18 protein-coding genes and 1 riboswitch are annotated in these 17,984 nt (G+C 32.0%); of the genes, 9 read left to right on the top strand and 9 right to left on the bottom strand.

Annotated features, from left to right (window positions below):
- Positions 1–123: 123 nt before the first annotated feature.
- The 9 genes from D1816_RS22805 (at position 124) to D1816_RS22765 (ending at position 7,933) form a co-directional block, all read left to right on the top strand.
- Positions 124–1,617 (top strand): amidohydrolase family protein, encoded by a 1,494-nt coding sequence (locus D1816_RS22805; RefSeq protein WP_158597760.1) that lies wholly within the window; start codon positions 124–126, stop codon positions 1,615–1,617.
- A 221-nt stretch (positions 1,618–1,838) separates the two neighbouring features.
- Complete coding sequence (locus D1816_RS22800) at positions 1,839–2,654, top strand: helix-turn-helix transcriptional regulator (RefSeq protein ID WP_118505844.1); 816 nt, start codon at positions 1,839–1,841, stop codon at positions 2,652–2,654.
- A 71-nt stretch (positions 2,655–2,725) separates the two neighbouring features.
- The gene (locus D1816_RS22795; RefSeq protein WP_118505843.1) at positions 2,726–3,100 is read left to right on the top strand and encodes a VOC family protein; all 375 of its coding nucleotides are present in this window, start codon (positions 2,726–2,728) and stop codon (positions 3,098–3,100) included.
- 203 nt (positions 3,101–3,303) lie between these two features.
- On the top strand, positions 3,304–4,119 hold the full coding sequence (locus tag D1816_RS22790) for a carboxypeptidase-like regulatory domain-containing protein (RefSeq protein WP_118505842.1): 816 nt from the start codon (positions 3,304–3,306) through the stop codon (positions 4,117–4,119).
- Between the two features lie 82 nt (positions 4,120–4,201).
- Positions 4,202–4,846, top strand: coding sequence for a hypothetical protein (locus D1816_RS22785; protein ID WP_118505841.1), 645 nt, complete (start codon positions 4,202–4,204; stop codon positions 4,844–4,846).
- A gap of 90 nt (positions 4,847–4,936) precedes the next feature.
- Positions 4,937–5,386 (top strand): ankyrin repeat domain-containing protein, encoded by a 450-nt coding sequence (locus D1816_RS22780; protein WP_118505840.1) that lies wholly within the window; start codon positions 4,937–4,939, stop codon positions 5,384–5,386.
- 25 nt (positions 5,387–5,411) lie between these two features.
- Entirely contained in the window at positions 5,412–6,083 is a 672-nt protein-coding gene (locus tag D1816_RS22775) for a GldM family protein (RefSeq protein WP_066314275.1), read from the top strand.
- 185 nt (positions 6,084–6,268) lie between these two features.
- Positions 6,269–6,688, top strand: coding sequence for a hypothetical protein (locus D1816_RS22770; RefSeq protein WP_118505839.1), 420 nt, complete (start codon positions 6,269–6,271; stop codon positions 6,686–6,688).
- A gap of 195 nt (positions 6,689–6,883) precedes the next feature.
- Positions 6,884–7,933, top strand: coding sequence for a methyltransferase (locus tag D1816_RS22765; RefSeq protein ID WP_118505838.1), 1,050 nt, complete (start codon positions 6,884–6,886; stop codon positions 7,931–7,933).
- Positions 7,934–8,061: 128 nt separating this feature from the next.
- Here the strand turns inward: D1816_RS22765 and D1816_RS22760 are convergent, their stop codons facing one another.
- From D1816_RS22760 to D1816_RS22720, 9 genes are all read right to left on the bottom strand, one after another.
- Positions 8,062–9,000, bottom strand: coding sequence for a sirohydrochlorin chelatase (locus D1816_RS22760; protein WP_118505837.1), 939 nt, complete (start codon positions 8,998–9,000; stop codon positions 8,062–8,064).
- A gap of 24 nt (positions 9,001–9,024) precedes the next feature.
- Positions 9,025–9,747 (bottom strand): uroporphyrinogen-III C-methyltransferase, encoded by a 723-nt coding sequence (gene cobA, locus D1816_RS22755; protein ID WP_118505836.1) that lies wholly within the window; start codon positions 9,745–9,747, stop codon positions 9,025–9,027.
- A 2-nt stretch (positions 9,748–9,749) separates the two neighbouring features.
- Positions 9,750–10,562, bottom strand: coding sequence for an NAD(P)-binding domain-containing protein (locus D1816_RS22750; protein ID WP_118505835.1), 813 nt, complete (start codon positions 10,560–10,562; stop codon positions 9,750–9,752).
- A 40-nt stretch (positions 10,563–10,602) separates the two neighbouring features.
- The gene (locus D1816_RS22745; RefSeq protein ID WP_118505834.1) at positions 10,603–11,439 is read right to left on the bottom strand and encodes a ferredoxin; all 837 of its coding nucleotides are present in this window, start codon (positions 11,437–11,439) and stop codon (positions 10,603–10,605) included.
- A 2-nt stretch (positions 11,440–11,441) separates the two neighbouring features.
- Positions 11,442–13,700, bottom strand: a complete 2,259-nt coding sequence (locus tag D1816_RS22740; protein WP_118505833.1) for a TonB-dependent receptor — start codon at positions 13,698–13,700, stop codon at positions 11,442–11,444.
- A gap of 137 nt (positions 13,701–13,837) precedes the next feature.
- Positions 13,838–14,025: riboswitch (cobalamin riboswitch) on the bottom strand.
- Positions 14,026–14,037: 12 nt separating this feature from the next.
- Positions 14,038–14,562, bottom strand: a complete 525-nt coding sequence (locus D1816_RS22735; protein WP_118505832.1) for an AAA family ATPase — start codon at positions 14,560–14,562, stop codon at positions 14,038–14,040.
- Positions 14,555–15,487, bottom strand: coding sequence for an adenosylcobinamide-phosphate synthase CbiB (gene cbiB, locus D1816_RS22730; RefSeq protein WP_118505831.1), 933 nt, complete (start codon positions 15,485–15,487; stop codon positions 14,555–14,557). Before cbiB ends, D1816_RS22735 begins: the two co-directional genes overlap by 8 nt.
- A complete protein-coding gene (locus D1816_RS22725) occupies positions 15,469–16,491 on the bottom strand; it encodes a histidinol-phosphate transaminase (protein ID WP_118505830.1) in 1,023 nt (340 codons plus the stop codon). The genes cbiB and D1816_RS22725 overlap by 19 nt, the downstream gene beginning before the upstream one ends.
- A complete protein-coding gene (locus D1816_RS22720; RefSeq protein WP_118505829.1) occupies positions 16,491–17,957 on the bottom strand; it encodes a cobyric acid synthase in 1,467 nt (488 codons plus the stop codon). The genes D1816_RS22725 and D1816_RS22720 overlap by 1 nt, the downstream gene beginning before the upstream one ends.
- Positions 17,958–17,984: the final 27 nt, after the last annotated feature.

The raw sequence follows: 17,984 nt of genomic DNA, 5'->3' as shown, positions 1-17,984 counted from the left end.
CTAAATCTTCTTTTAGAGCATTTAATCCTTTTCTCTATTATTATTTTGTCAATAAAATATAGCAGATAAATACAACTCAGTTAACCATACACTAACAGGTTGGCATGCATTAAAAGAATGATTATGAAGAAAACAATATTACTACTATTTATATTACAGGCATTCTCTTGTCGAGAGAAAAAAGAGCAATTGAATCTTACTCAAGGTTTGTACATATCTAACGTTACCCTTATCTCAACAGAAGATGGAAATTATAACCCATATATAGGTCATTTAGTGGTCGAAAAAGATAAAATCATTTACATAGATAAGAATGAGCCAAACATAAGCGGAATATTTGAGCAGATTGATGGAACTGGAAAATTTGTAATTCCAGGGTTAATTGATAATCATGTTCATATGACAGATGTACAGGGAATGCTTCAACACCATATAGAAAAATACCCTGAACTAGTCAAAGAATTTAATAACCAAATGCCTAGAAGTTATTTATACTATGGTTTTACCACTATAATTAATCTTGGAGGTATATCAGATGAACGAATCAATTCTTTTAACATGCAACTATTAAAACCCGACTTATATCATATTGGATATTCTGGAGCTGCGGTTGCAAATGGTTACCCAATGATTTATACTCCTGAAGAGTTTCGATTTGAAATTGAGCCAAATTTCATATACATGGAAAGTCAAGCGGAGCATATTCCAGATAAATATAAGCCAGCCGACCATACACCCAAAGCGGTGGTTAAGCGTATTAAAAATTCTGGGGCTATTGCGGTAAAATCTTACTATGAGTCAGGCTTTGGACGCATGTCCAATTTACCTTTACCTACTAAAAACATTATGACTGAATTACTTAATGAGTCACATGCAAATGGACTAGTGCTAACAGTTCATGCAAATTCATTTACAGGACATTCTTTTTTGGCTGACGTAGGGGTAGATATTTTAGCGCACGGGTTATGGAACTGGGAAAAATATAAAGATGTACCAACGGACTCTCTTCCATTAGAAATAAAAGAAACATTGGATTTACAAATTCAAAAACAAATAGGCTACACTCCCACATTAACAGTCATTGAAGGAGAGGGAGCTTTAGTTGACAATAAATTTATTAATCAGCCCGCCTTAAAAAAAGTGATTCCTAAAAATTTACTTGAATGGTATAAAACGGAAGAAGCACAATGGTTCGCCAAAGACCTTTTTAGTGAATCTAATGTAGAAGAGGTGCATAAAACCTATGGCAATGTCCAGTCTCATGCAATGCTAGTTTTAAAATACCTTTCTGATAATAATGGTCTAATTCTATTTGGCACAGATACGCCATCAGGCCCAATTTATACTAATCAACCTGGTCATAATGGGTATTGGGAACTTAAATTAATGAAAAAGGCAGGTGTTCCTTTACATAAAATTCTTGCATCCGCTACAATTAATAATGCCAAAGCTTTTCATTTAGATTCTTCTATTGGTTCATTAGCTATCGGAAAAAAGGCTAATATAATTATGATGACTAAAAACCCTTTAATCGATATTGAAGCATATGATGCTATAGAAAAAATTATTATTGGAGGTGAAGTCATAAAAAGAGAAGATTTAGAGGTCGAAGAATAACGACATGTCAACAAAGGCTATAATTAATACGGGGTTTGATTCTTAATCAAAAGTTTAGTGTATTTCTATAACGTTTGCCAAATCTTTTAATTTGGCTTTAAAACAGAAAATTAAAACAAAATATAAAAATTGGCTCAGTGCTAATTCGAAAATGTAGTATCTTTTTACACGCTACGTTTTATACACTGAATGTTGTGCGTCACCTTGAAAAAAGAAACCGAGTGAACCCAAAAATATTTGAGCCCAATAGTGAATTAGAAGACTTTGTAAAATGTTATTGGACATTGGAAAGTTCTTTGGAAAACACCCCTACTAGGAACACTATTGTTCCAGACGGAACAGTGAAATTAATTTTTCATTATGGCGACTTGTATTGGCATCATCCTAAAATTGGGAAAAGTTTTCTGCAACCAAGATGTTTTTTAATAGGTCAACTTACTAAACCTTATATTGTTGAACCTGTAGGAGAAACAGGAACTTTTGTAATTCGATTTAATCCAAATGGATTTTCACCTTTTACCAACATTCCCATAAAAGAAATGGAAAACAAACCTATTGCTTTAAAAGAGTTGTTTGGTGAAAAAGGAAAAAAATTAGAGCAAGAAATTTTAGATGCTAAAAACACTAGTCAGCGAATCAACATAGCTGAAAAATTTCTGCTGGAGTTATTAAAAAGCAAAGAGGTAAAAGACCGAATTGTAAACTCTACAATAGAAACAATTGTGAAATACAAAGGACAACTTTCAGTTAATGAATTATCAAACCAAGCCAGTTTAAGTCGGAGAATATTAGCTAGAAAATTTTCGTCAAATGTAGGCTTAAGTCCAAAACAACTTTCAAAAATTGTGCGACTACAGGCTACACTAAAATCGCTTTTACAAAACGAAAAGACAAACTTAACCGATTTGACCTACGAAAATGAGTACTTTGACCAGTCACATTTCATTAAAGATTTTAAAGAATTTACAGGAATTACACCAAAAGAATTTTACGGAGAGGATTTAAAAATGTCATTGATTTTTGATTCAAAAAAATAGTGTTGTCCCATTTTTACAATTTTAAGTCTCAAACCATTCTCAACTTTGTAGAGAACTTAAAAATGATAAAAATGAATACTGTAAATCCTGTTTGTTGGTTTGATATTAATGTAGCAAACCTAGAAAGAGCTAAGAAATTTTATGAAACTGTTTTTGCAATAAAGTTAACTGACTTACCTATTGAATGGGGGCAACAATCTACATTTCCGTTTGAAAATAATGGAGCAAATGCAACAGGGGCTCTGGTCGAAAAAGAAAACTATGTTGCTAATGAAAACAATACAGTTGTTTATTTCGCATCTAATGATTGTACTACTGAAGAAATAAAAATTGAAAGTGCAGGAGGAAAACTTCTAAAATCAAAAACACCAATAGGAGAATTTGGATTTATCTCAATATTCCTAGATACTGAAGGAAATACAATTGGTCTTCATTCAAGAAAATAGATGAACACACAAGAAGGCATAAAAACAATAACGGTTCAAGTGCAAACTCGAACCGCTATTGTATTTATTCAGTATATTGCTTTTTGAAAAATAGTTGTATTTAATCCGCTACTCCTCATACACAAAACATTATCTCTTATTAGTATAAATCTGCAACAGTCATAATATTTTAAGGTTTTGTATTAAAACCCAATACATAATATGTGAATAATAAAGACTCGTTTCGCCTATTTATATTACTACATATTTTATTGACTTCGATAATCGGATATAGTCAAGAAAATATTGTGGAATTGACTGGCATAGTTGTAAGTCCAAATTATACTGTCTCTGATATTTTAGTTGTTAATATAAATTCTAAAAAATCTACGATTACTGATATTAAAGGGTTTTTCAGCATTGAAGTTAAATTGCAAGATACATTACAATTCTCTGCTGTTAGTTATAGAAAGAAGGAAATCGTTATAACAGATGAAATTCTAAATCAAAAGAAAATTCAAGTTGATTTAGAAGAAAAAATTGTCAATTTAGACGAAGTTGTAATTCTACCACATAATCTAACAGGTACAGTTGCTCTTGATATAAAAAAGTTTGATACTAACCCTGTTATTACTTCCACATCTTTGGGATTACCTAAAGCAAATATAAAAGTGAAAACTAAAAACGAGAGATTACTTTTTGAAGCCGATGACGGAAAGTTAATTAAATTTTATGGAGTTGCTGCAACCGTAAATGTTACTAAATTGCTTAATAAGATTTCAGGTAGAACAAAAAAGCTTAAAAATCGCGTCTTACTTGATAAGCATATTAAAATTGAAAATGAAATAGATAATTTGTTTTCAAAGCAAGTATTATCCGAATCACTGGGAATCCCTCAAACAAATATTGCCGATTTTCTTGATTTTTGCGTAAATCACCCTGATTTTTCTAAATTGCCGGAGACTATAGATGCGTTAAAAGTTTTGAAATACTTTAAAAGTAAAAGTTATGAATACAAAAAAGAAAACGGGTTAAATTGAATGCTTGCAGAAAAGTCGAAAAGTTAGGTAACATTTTACCCGATTACGACACACATATTAGACGTTGTAGCAAATTTAGCAAATGCATAAATTCACATTAATAATCTTACTTATAATATTCAATCCGACTTTCGGACAAGAAAAAGATGACCCAACAGAATTACTAATTACTAAATTTAGGTCGGAAATGAAATTGGAAAATATTTCAAACTTTTTTATCGTCAAGCATATAACTTATAGTTCTAGTTTTCTAATCCTTAAAAAGGGAGAGACGACTGTTTGCAAACCTAAAGCATATAACTTCAATATGTATGGTTTTTGGAAAAATGGAAATGAAACTTGGATTAAAAAATACGATAATTGTGGTGGATTCAATTCTATAAAACTAACTGATTCAAAATCTCTTGAGTTTTACGAAAAGAATATAGATAATCTAAAAAAAGACGAAGTTAAAATCTACACTACAAAAGCAGACAGTATAGTAAATGGGAAAAAATATTCATACGTTTCTACTCGCAGTCATTCACCACAAAGGCATTTTTGGTTTTTTAAAGATTCGACTAAATTTCAAAAGAAATTTAATAAATATAATTTAAAAACTGAAAAGAATAATAAAAACTTGAATTACGAATCAAATAACGATCTATCAATTGCGAAACTAAACTTAATCTGCGAAGAAATAATTTATGGGTTAGAGGAAAAGAAAATGTTTAACCGATTGAAATAAAAAACGCGCTACAACAATTTGTATATTGCAAATGTCGCCTTCGGCAGGCAAACACAACATGCAAAAGACGTTGTGGTTGATGTAAAATAAATGAAAGAATTAAATGCCCATATTGACGAATCAAATCTGGAAATTGCTTCTAGAATGATAATGAATGGAGCGGATATCAATGAAGAGTACGGAATTGGAATCAGACCGATTATTGCTGCGATAAACTCGGGAAACACAAGTATACTGAAATTTGTTATTGAAAATGGAGCAGATTTAAATATTGACAACGGAAAACCGTTAAGAGAAGCTATTGATATAGCCATAGACAGTATGATTCAAGATGGTCTAACTAAACCTCCTAAAAACGCTATGGATGTAGTAAAAACTTTATTGGATAGTGGAGCAAACTTCAAACTTAAAAATAAAGAAAGTGAAAGACCAATTGATATTATTTCAGCTTATGCTCATAATAATGAAAGTTTTGAACAATTGAAATCATTTTTCCGCCCTCTAATTCCGCAAATAGACGAACTAATAAAAAGAAACTAACCATAATGTCTATTAAAACAAATCGATGAGCAAATACATTTTAATAACCATTTTACTACTATTTTCTTCAATTACTATTGTTGGACAAAATAATGACTCTGATATCGTTATAGAAAATGCCAATTACCCAAAAATAGTATACAGAGGAATCCAAAATAAAATCAAAATTTCTGTACCAAACACTGACAGTATTCAAGTTTTTGACCCACACAGAGGTTTATTAAAAAAAGACAAACAAGGATATTATTATATCAATTGTACCACTGAAAAAGCCCCTAAAAAAATACTCGAGGTCAAATTGTATAACTCTGGAGTGAACACTAAATCTAAAAGTATCAAATTTGACGTACAAGACATAACCAGACCAAAACTAAAAATTAACGATAATTCAGGCCATCACCTTAAAATGTATTTAACTGATTTGAAAGATGCAAAAATTGAAATTTACTTTCCAAATTCAGGATACTTGGAAAAGTATTTCACCATCAGAAAATATAAAATAAAAATTGGAGATTTACCAACCGTGATAATCAACGGAAATAAAATTACTGATGAAACTTACTCAAAAATTCTGAAATTAGGTATTGGAGGGGAAATTCAGATATTTGATGCCAGCCCAAAAAGAATATCTGGAAATATAACTTCATGTCTTAAATCTCTAGGAAGTATATCAATTGAAATAATAAACAAACGTTAACACCAAGTACGTGATCATAGCTGCTAATCAGTAATCGATTAGTTCTTGTATTTTTGGTAAGACGAAATGCTTGCAAAAAGTAAAATTTAGCAACCAATGCATCGATAATATCGAAAAGCTTAGTAACGTTTTGTATCACTATAACACATGTATTAAACTTCATATACCAATTGAGTAGGATATTCATGAACAATAAAAAGATTTACAGATATACGAATGTTGAATTATTTGATCTTATAAAAAATGGGAACAATAAAATCGACACTAAAAATGCTGAATTGGAATTAAAATCTCGGAATTTGACTCAAAAACAGCTATCAGAAGTCGAAATTGAATATTTCAAGTATAAAAAAAATCAAAATGATCGTAAAACTGCTCCATTAACACCTAGTGAATGGATTCCTCTTTTCTTTTTACCTTTTTTTATACCAACACAAAAATGGAGAAATTATGATCATTTTTCAAAATCTGAATTTGAACGTTATGAAAAGTATGGATTTGACGAAAAGGCTCGAGAAGCTAGAAAAATTAGATTATATGGAATTTTATTCTGGATCCTAATTATTATAAATGCAGTATTTATTTATAATTATTTGACAAGATAAAACAGCATACAACACTATAGTAAATAGTTCGATTAGTGTTTAATCGAAACGTCATTTCTTTTTTATAATAGCACTGAATTTTTATATGTTTAAAAGAAATAAAAATGGCAGATAGATCAATTGGTTCTGGCTTATTTGATTTGCTTCAGTTCATCTATCTAGCGTTAACAAAAATTAAGTAAACAAATCGTCATTATGAAAGAAAGTAAAACTGTAACTAAAAAACAATTGACCCCTTCAAAAATCATGCAAGTTGGATTGGGATTCTGGGCTTCAAAAACATTACTCTCAGCAGTTAATATGGGGTTATTTACTCTTTTAGCAGAGGAAGAAGAGTTAGCTGGTCAAAATATCAAGGAAAAATTAGGACTACACGACAGAGGGCTTTATGATTTTTTAGACACTTTAGTCGCATTAAACTTCTTACAAAGAACAGGATTAAAAGAATCTTCTATATATACAAACACAGAGGAGACAAATCTATTTCTTGACAAGAACAAACCAAGTTATGTTGGAGGCATGCTTGAACTATCAAATAATAGGTTGTATGGCTTTTGGAATACACTCGAAGAAGGATTAAAAACGGGTATTCCTCAAAATGAAATAAAAAATGGAGGAGCTCCAATTTTTGAAGATATATATGCTGACCAACAAAAATTGAAAGAATTTTTAAAAGCTATGGAAGGTCTTCAAAGTTCCAATTTTAAGATGTTGTCTCAAAAATTTGACTTTTCTAATTACAAAACACATTGTGATATAGGAGGTTCTTCTGGACATTTAGCCGTAGAAGTAGTACAAAACAATAATCATATAAAATCCATTACCTTTGACCTACCTCCATTAGAAATTCTTGCCAAAGAAAATATTTTAGCTAATGGATTAAGTGATAGCATATCTGTTAAGTCAGGTAACTTTTTTAAAGACGAATTCCCACAGTCTGATGTTATTACGATGGGGAACATTCTTCATAACTGGGGATTACAAGGCAAGAAAACACTTATCAAAAAAGCCTATGATGCTTTACCAAGTGCAGGGGCATTAATTGTAATTGAAAATATCATTGATGATGATAGAAGAACAAATGCATTTGGTCTAATGATGTCATTACAAATGTTAATGGAAACACCCGAAGGTTTTGACTTTACCGCAGCCGACTTTAATCTTTGGGCAAGTGAAATTGGTTTTTCACAGGTTTCTACCATGAATTTGACCGGAAATACAAGTGCTGTAATTGCTATAAAATAAAACTTTTGCTAACGATTTAAATAAACATCATTTAAGCGATTGTTTATTTAAATTGTTAGCCCTTTAATCAAATAAAATCTTCATACATAAACCCAATTTACAATTTAAAGATATCTAATGTAACTTTTCTAAATCCCCAGAACTTTCTTAATCTTAGTTCCTAAGGAGTTTTTAACCTCTCCAGGCTTTTCATCTTCCTCAAAAAGGATTCCTTTTACGTTCAAATGGTGGCCTACTTGTTCTGCACCATAGTCTTGTTCAAAACCAACTACTTGTTTTCTGTATTTACAAAGTTGACAATTCATATAGGCTGTCCCTGTCTTTGCTTCTTCTAAACGTTCATCAAAAGCCTTCATCAATAGCTCATCTGTACCAAACGGAGCTGTATATATAAATTCTTGATCAGAATTAGTATTCATAGTAGTTACATGACCATAAATACGCTCTAACAATACGCCTGTGAAAAAGAAAAATGGGATAACAATTGTACGTTTAAAACCAAGTTTTTCGATCATTTGCAATGATTCATCAACCTTAGGGTATGCAGTACCACTATATGCCGTAGTTGCAAATCCATACCCCATTCCTTCCCAAAGCATACTTGTAAGCTTACAAACATCACTATTTGCATCCGGATCTGTGGTACCTCTACCAACTACTACCAAACAAGTTTCCTTTCGATCCATTGGTGTTAACGTAGCTTCAGTTTCTTCAATTCGCTTTACGGCTAAATCAAGTAAAAACGAATTTACACCAATATGTTTACTCATGGTGATCGTTAAATCTTCATGATAACTTTGTATTGTATTTAACTCGTACGGGATGTCGTTTTTAGCATGAGAACCTGCAAACAAAATAACAGGTAGTGCATATACTTTTCGAATCCCGTTAAGATACATTCGCTCTACAGCAGCTTCGTATGTTGGATGATTAAACTCTAAAAAACCATAATCAACTTCATACTCTTTTTCATACCGATTTTGTAAAATTGTAACTAACTTTTTAAAAGATGTTATCGCAGCTTCTCTACGACTACCATGTCCACAAAGTAATATACCTTCTTTCATTTCTTATGTATAATTCTCTTTACATTAACATATAGGATTTGCTCCTATAATTAGTACTACAGGCATCTGTATTGTACTATTCTTAATTTGTTCTTCTATACTTCCTAAAGTACCTGTAATTAAAGACTGATTTGATCGCGATACATTAGAAGCTGCATTTACAGGAATTGTATCATCTTTACAGACTTCTAACAATTTAGGTATAATTCTGTGTAAACTTTTAAGTCCCATATATATCGAAATTGTATTTCCGGCTTTGAGCATATGTGCTATCCCATTAAGTTGCTCAAAAGAATAATCGGCAGTGTGTGCCGTACAAATAAGCATGGCATTAGACTTGTTTCTCTCTGTAATTGGAATGTTATGAATATTTGCTGCCGCCAGAGCCGCGGATATTCCCGGAATTACTTCAAAAGGAATTTTCTTAATCGTAAGATATCTAACCTCTTCTGCCGCTCTACCATAGACATATGGATCTCCAGATTTGAGACGTACCACTTTTTTTCCTTGACGGTAATACGATTCTAGTAATTCGTTAATTTTTTGTTGCCTACTGATCTGGTCTGAAGTATCTCCAAATTTTCGGCCTACATATATTTTTTCTGCCTCAGAACTTATCGCCATAATACGATCAGAAACTAAATTATCATGTAGAATGACTTGTGCATCTTTTATAAGTCGATGCGCTTTAACGGTTAACAAATCCGGATCTCCTGGTCCGGCGCCTACGATTGCTACAGCATGCATTATTAGATCAGTTTTAAAGGGTCTGGATATTTATATTCAAAGCCCAATAAGGTTTTACTTTTTGTATTTGATATGATTTTATAGACTATCGTTTCCTGTTTTATAAAACTTGGTGGTGTTAATCCTATATTTCTAGCCGCAATAGTATAGAACTCTTTTCGTAAAGGGTGCTGATCTGCACAACCGTTAATGATCTCTCCCCAACTATTTTTTTCTATCACAGCAAGTATTAGTCTGATACAATCATCTCTATGAATTACATTAATAGGCGCATCTCCGTTAAGTACCTCTTTTTTATTGGCTAAAAATCTACCTGGTAAGCGATCGTACCCTATTAACCCACAAAATCGAATTATGGTTAAGCGTTCTCCCAATTGTTCTTGTAAGAGTTTTTCGACAGCAGCAACTGCCAATCCAGATGCTTTCTCAGGTTGGACATAAATCGTTTCAAAAACCTCATCATTTGTATTTTGATATACAGAAGTTGAACTAATAAAAATAACTTTTTGAGTGTTTGAAATATAAGGTAATATGCTTGCTATTTGTTGCGTATATACCTGTAGTATATTTGGAATTCTTTTAGGAGGAAAGTTAACAACAATGATCTCGCTATCTTTTAAAAAATCTTTAGATACCTCTTGATTAGCTTCTCCTAATTTTAGTAAAAAAGGCATAATTCCTTCTTCTTCTAATTCAGAAATTTTAGTTGCTGTTGTTGTAGATCCTTTCACATTAATTCCTTTGGACACTAAATCAACAGCCAATGGCAATCCTAGCCACCCACAACCCAATATACTTATCTGTTTACTATTCACGTGCTCAAGTTTTAAAAATCAAATTACTTCAAAACGAGGATTAAAATTTATTTACACTTAGATCATCTTCTATTCGAATATTATCTATTTGCATAGACAAATATATAGTAAGCAGATGCTCCCATGTACTATTATCTTCTTCTTTAATCCAAAATGAAGCCAAGTGTTTTCCTTTTTTATTTTTAAGACGTAACACCTTGGTAAAGATAGTTTTTTTTCTTTGCCAGATAACTTCTGCAATACTTACTTTACGATCAGCTATATCTTCTGCTATATCCTTTGGAATACCCGCAATAGTAAGTGCTAACTCTAGTTGTTCTCCTGTTATTTTTACTTCATATTTATCATTATAATCTACAGTATGTGGTTGATTAATTACAATGATCTCTCCCGCTCCTATTTGTACGCCTATAGGTCTAGGTTGTTGAAAGAAATATTGAAATAAAGGATATAAATGTTGATCAGAGGCAAAAGCCCTCGCAATTAAAACCTCACCATATTCTATATCTTTTTTATATTTAAATACTGGCGGAGCTACTGTTTTTTCATTTTCTGTTAACAATACCGACCACCCCTCTTTAAATAAAAGATATTCTTCTTGTGGTTGCTCTTTTTCTACATGAGATTTCACAATAGCTACAGCCTTTTCTGGAGTAACATTTTTATACCAAAAATTACCCGGTTGTACGATCCAGGTTGGTGCATCCTCACACCTACCATTGCATCTTGTTTTTATGGTATGTGTTTCATCCCATACTCCTTGATTACGAAGGTATGCTCTAGCTTCTCTTACTGCTACTTCGCTTTTTGCTTTTTGACAAGATCCTCCATCACAAAATTGAAATGTTGTCGATACTTTAGGTATATTTTTTCCCATAATTAAAAGAAATATGTTAGACTTAATTTGGCTGAAAAAGGTGTTCCTGGTGTAAAATGAAAATCATCGACTGGAGCCGCTTCACCCTGAAGTTGAGAAGCATCATAAAATATAGCTTCTACCCAATCTTGATTAAAAATATTTTCTATAGACAACCCTATTTCATATTTGGGTTTTGTATAATTCATGACAAAATCTCCTAGAAAATATGCATCTGCACTTACAGATTCATCCTCTAGTAATGGACGCTCTGCTAAATACCTATATCGTAACGAACTTTTTATCCCGTTTGGTAATTTCAGAGTTATCCCACCGGTAGAAGTAAAACGAGGAGCAGAGGGTATTTTATTTGCCTCTTGTGGTTCATCTAATAAAGTTCCGTAACTATAATTCATATTAGTATCAAACCATAAATATGATCTTGGTTGATAATGCAACGATAAATCTCCACCCACTCGTTCAGAGCGGCCTCTATTTTCGAACTCAGGAGAATCGGTAATAAAAACAAATTCTGCATCACTTTGTATATACCATCCCGTAAGATTGGTTAGTATATGTTTTCCTATTTTAAACTCTACTCCTAGATCATATCCAACTGCCTTTGGCAATGGATCAATAGAAGGGTCTTTTATAACTGTTTGCGTATAATTAGAATGGAATCCAGAACTTGCCTTGGCATACAACTGAACGTTAGGAGCTATATCGTAGTATACACTAAATTTAGGACTAAGTCGAAAAGCATTTTCGTTTCCGGTACCTTGCACAGGGAGAATATCTTCTAAATCAAAATTAAAATAATCACCTCTTAACCCCATTAATATTCTAAAACGCTCATTGATATGAAGCAATTCTTCTGCATACAAACTATAATTGGTTTCTTTTACTCTAAATCGGTTAACTGATTCTAAAAATACTCTTCTAACTCCTCTATTTAATCCCAGTCTATTGTCATTATATTGAACTCCTAAGCCAAATTTTGTTTTACTTTCAAATGACCCAATCATACTTTTTAAAGATAAGATCCCTGAATATCCAAAAATATTTCTGTATTCGAATTGATGTATCATATCCCCATTAACAGGATCATTTTGAAAAAAGCTAAAATTGGAGTATAAATTAAAATCGTTAGACACGTAGTATAATTGATTGTTAAGAACCATATTTTCATTAAGTTCAGAACTTAGTTGTATAGTACCATGAATTCTTTTTGTATCTCCTCCTTCACTATCGTCTATCGCTCCGTACCTGCCTATCAAACCAGATTGCACTGCTCGCAATGGAATTTGCCCTGAGGCATTCCAATCGCTATGAAATGTAGATATTGAGGTGACTAATGTATTTGTATCATTAATATCTGCAGTATATTTAGAAAAAGTATTTAACCTTCTTAAATCCTGAGGAGTATCAAAAAAACTTCTATTATAAGTACCTTCTATAGCAATGTATGCGTTCTCATAGTTTTTGGTCAAAAAATTCTTCTGATCTAATAAGGTAACCATACCTAAAGCACGAACATAGTCATATTGACCATACTCTAATTTCACTAAATTCTTATTCAATCTACTTTTAGTTCTATAAGAGGCAGCTCCAGAAACCCCAAAATTACCAATAGATGTCTTATGCGGCCCCTTATAATAACTTGCATCACCAACAGTTTCAGGAATAAGAAAATGTAAATCAGCATATCCTTGTCCATGCGCATGCGATGTTAAGTTTATTGGTATATCATCAACAAAAACTGCAAAATCAGTACCATGATCATTATCAAAGCCTCTTAAAAATATTTGTTCGGCTTTACCTCCTCCAGCATGTTGCGCTATAAATAATCCAGGAACTGTTCTCAGTAAATCTTGTGCACTTGTAATAGGTCTTAATTTTAAAGAGAGTTTAGAAACAGTATGTTCATCAATTTCTTTTTCTTTATCTGATTCGATAATAATCTCAGATAAAATGGTTTCAGAACGCTTTAACCCAACATAAAGGGGCTGTAATTCTTCTTCTAGTTGTATTTTTTTTGAAACCGTAGTGAAACCAACTGCAGAAAACTCAATAATGTATTGGCCTTTAGGTAATCTAATAGAATATTCTCCATCACTATTGGTACTAGTTCCTATGTTTTGCTGTGAAACTGTTACAGAAACGTCCGAAATACTTAAACCTGTAGTATTTTCTTTTACAATACCTTTTACAATACTTTGTGATTGTGAAAAACCAAATAAGTTCATCAACAAAAATACACTGCATAATGTGTGTTTTTTCATCTGTGAAAAAATCGTAATTAAGCAGGAAAAGTTTTAGAAATAGAAAAATAAAGTTCAAAAGACATAAGTGTTATATCTTTTTTAAAAGTCAAAAACCCATACTTTATTCTAAAATATCCAACTCTTTACCCGAGAGTTTATATTAAAAATTATATGGCAGGTCTCCTGACTTACGTATTACTATCGCCTTCCCATATACAGTATACAGTGGCATTTTTGACAGTAATTCTTGAAACGTATTACAGTTGCGGGAACAGTTTTGGATTCTCACCAAATTCCCTTTTAATCTCGTATCACTACAAGAACCATTAATCCGCAGCGAATATAATTGTTTTGCTTAAATAATAGATCGAATAAAATCTACACGTTTTGTTAAAGTTACTTTAGGCAAGATTTTAACACAAAAATTAAGGTTTTGATAAACTTCTATAAGATGCTTATGAATATGCTTAGCTTCTTGAAAAGACTGAGGACGTTGCGGATCATTTGTGTAAATTTCTTTCCAGGGAGGTGCCAAAAAAATGATGGGTTCATAATGAGTATCAAACGGAAAATTCGACAAATACTTTGGTATTGATAATGATCTAGCGTTTAAATATGCGATTGTATCTGGTAACCCACGATCTATAAAAGTATTTTGTTCTACGGGATTAGTTAATTCTTTAATGGTTTGTGTATATACCAGATCTACAAAACCAGAAACGTCTCCCCAAGGTGTTTTATTTCCGTTTACTTTTTGTTGACCTTTTATTATTTTCCTGGATATTTCTTCATAACATAAATATCCCCTTTCATTTAATTCATTAATCAAGCTTGTTTTTCCTGTTCCAGGAGCACCAGTTATAATATATTTTTTATGCATAATAAAAATAAAAAAAACAGCAGATCATAGCTATAAAAACAAAGGTCACTTTTTGATTAATTCTTGTCACTATCTTTATTTCATGATCCATTAATACTCTTTCATTTACTCCTATATAGGGTTTCTCTACTAGTTTTCCATGATAATAATTAGGCCCTCCAAATCTACAATTTAGAATTGCTGCCAGGGCAGCTTCTGGATACCCTGCATTTGGACTAGAATGTTGTTTTCCATACTTTAAAACAAAAGAGATTTTATGAAGCTTGAAAGTCACTACCAACATCAAAAAAGCAGTTATTCGAGATGGTAGATAATTAACAATATCGTCTAACTTGGCAGCAAATTTTCCAAAATTAATATATCGATCATTTTTATATCCGATCATAGAATCTAATGTATTGATCATTTTATATCCCATTGCTCCAGGAACACCTAAAACCGCATAATAAAATAATGGTGCAATCACTCCATCACTTAAATTTTCTGACATGGTTTCAAAAACTGCTGCTTTTATTTGTTGTTCATTTAATTGATCAGTTTCTCTACCTACAATCCAAGATAATCGGTTTCGTCCTTTTTCTAGGCTTTGCGCTAAAGCTTTAAAGACTGCTTTACCCTCACTAATCAAGCTCTTATTTGCAAGGGTATAAAACACAAAAACACTTGAAAAAACATAGTAACCTAAGGAATACTCTACTACTATTCTTTGAATACTATAAAAAAATAAGAAAGTAGTACTTGTTAATAGTACTGCAAGTACAGTTCCTTTAAAAAAAACAAAATTGCCTTTATTCATCTTTTTTTCACCAAAAGCAATACTATTTCCGAATAATCGTATTGGATGTGGTAACCATCTTGGATCACCAAATATCAAATCAAGTAAATATCCTAGTACTAAAGGAATTATTAATGGTGTATACTCCATTCTTTTAATGCATTAACTAACAATTCATTTTTTTTTGGATTTTGGCTCGCAATCCTAATATAATTTGCATTTAGGCCTTTAAAATTTGAAGCATCCCGAATTAACAATTTATGAGTGCGTGCTAAATAATCTTTCAATTGTGTTGCATCTGGGTTTTTTAGTTTTACCAAAAAATAATTCGTTTTTGATGGAATAACACTAAAACTATCTAACATATTGATTTGTCGTTGAAGAGATTCACTGTACGCTAACAACATTGCCATATCTGGACACATTTCAGCATAATTATCGAAGATATATTTTCCAGCTTCTATAGCCATTGTATTTACGCTCCATGGCATTTTGGATTGTTGAAGCTTATGTTTAACTTCTGGGTTACACAAAATATAGCCTAGTCTTAATCCTGGAATAGAAAACAATTTGGTTAATGATTTTACAATAATCAGATTATCAAAATCCCTTAAAAGAGAAACACAAGAAGTTATTTGAAAGGTAAAATCTATATAAGCCTCATCGATGATAAAAATTGTATTTGGAAACTTTTTTAATACCTGTTCTATCTCTAAAACTGTGTTGCTAAAACCATCAGGATTATTGGGATTACAAATAAATACCAGATCTTCTTCAAAACTAGTGAGCAACACATCTGTACGCTGAAAAAAAGTTATATCCATTTTATTTTTCGCACAGGCATCATTATATTCAGAAAAAGTAGGTATACCTATTGCAACCTTTTTAGCATAAAATAGAGATGCTATAGTATAAAAAGCTTCTGTAGCACCATTTGTAATCAAAATAGCATCGTTACCTAACCCATGGTGTAAGGCTATTTTTTTTGCTAGTTCGTCTGCATTAGGTGTTGGGTAATTAGCTATACTTGGTAACTGTTCTTTAAGGTAATTAATAAGCCTAATCGATGTTCTTTCAAACCATACATTTGAGCTAAAATTAGCTTCAAATTCGATTTCATATTTATATCCATCATCACCGTGTCCGTAGATCATTATACGTATTGCATTTCAGAAATTATGGTTTCAACATCGATATGCTTTTCTAATAGAGCAGCTAATTTATTATAGTTTTCTTCTTTGTAAGCCTTATAGTCAAAAGAAGTTTCCACTTTTGGAGCTGTAAAATCTTTTAATAAATCCTCTATAACAATTGCGTTGTCTAGTATACCATGAATATAAGTACCCCAACAATTCCCAGACAAGTACCCCTCTGTACCAGTTACACTATAGTTTAATGGACTGGGAATCTCAATGGTAGTCTCACCCATATGGATTTCATATCCCGTTATAACATTAGGATATTCTTTAAAAGAAAAACTACATTGTGTTGTTGTTTTTTCTGCTGTCAATTTTGTAGCTATCGGCAAAATTCCTAGTCCAGGAATTGTTTTAATATCACTCTCTATTCCAAGAGGATCTGCCACAGTATTTCCTAACATTTGATATCCGCCACAAATTCCGATTATATTTTTTTGTAAGCGATGTGCTTCTAAAATAACCTTGGCGATTCCTTTTTCTCTTAGAAACAAAAGATCTTGGATCGTGTTTTTACTTCCTGGTAGTATTATAATATCGGCTTCTGAAATATTCTTGGGATCATTTGAATAGAACAAATGTGTTCTAGCATCTTTTTCTAATACATTAAAGTCTGTATAATTTGATATATATGGTAATAGTACAACGGCTATATTAATGCTTCCGTCACGTGCTTTATTTTTCTTTTTCTCTAATCCAAGAGAGTCTTCTTCTTCAATATATATGTCTTTTGCATAGGGTACAATTCCTAAAACGGGGACTCCAGTTAACTCTTCTAGAATACTTTTTCCTTCTTCAAATAAAGAAACATCCCCTCGAAACTTATTAATGATAATTCCTTTTATCAATTTCTTTTCCCAAGGTTCAAGTAATGCAATAGAACCATAAACACTTGCAAAAACACCTCCTTTATCAATATCTGCAATAAGATACACATCTGCATCTGCAGCATCGGCCATCTTCATATTTACAATATCGCGATCTTTAAGGTTTAGTTCGCTTATACTACCTGCGCCTTCAAGCACTATTGGGGTATATTTTTCATTAAGTCGACCAAATGCTAGTTTGGCTTCTTTAAAAAGTTGCTCTTTATTATTTCCTAAAAAATACTCTTTTGTCGTTTGGTCTCCAATAGGTTTACCATTTAAAACTACTTGTGATTTATGAATCCCTGAAGGTTTTAGTAAAATAGGATTCATATCTGTAGAACATTCGATTTTGCAGGCTTCCGCCTGTACTGCTTGTGCTCTCCCAATTTCGAATCCATCAGGAGTCACAAAACTATTCAGCGACATATTTTGTGCTTTAAATGGTGCAGGAGAATAGCCTTTTTGCCTTAGTAATCTGCATATACCAGTTACTAACATACTTTTACCAACATCTGAGCCCGTACCCACAAACATAATAGGCCGTAATTTTTTCATCTGTATATACTAAATCGATCGATGTCA

Origin of the sequence: Aquimarina sp. AD10, from assembly GCF_003443715.1 — a bacterium.
Lineage (GTDB): Bacteria > Bacteroidota > Bacteroidia > Flavobacteriales > Flavobacteriaceae > Aquimarina > Aquimarina aggregata.
This window is presented reverse-complemented; position numbering and strand designations above follow the sequence as displayed.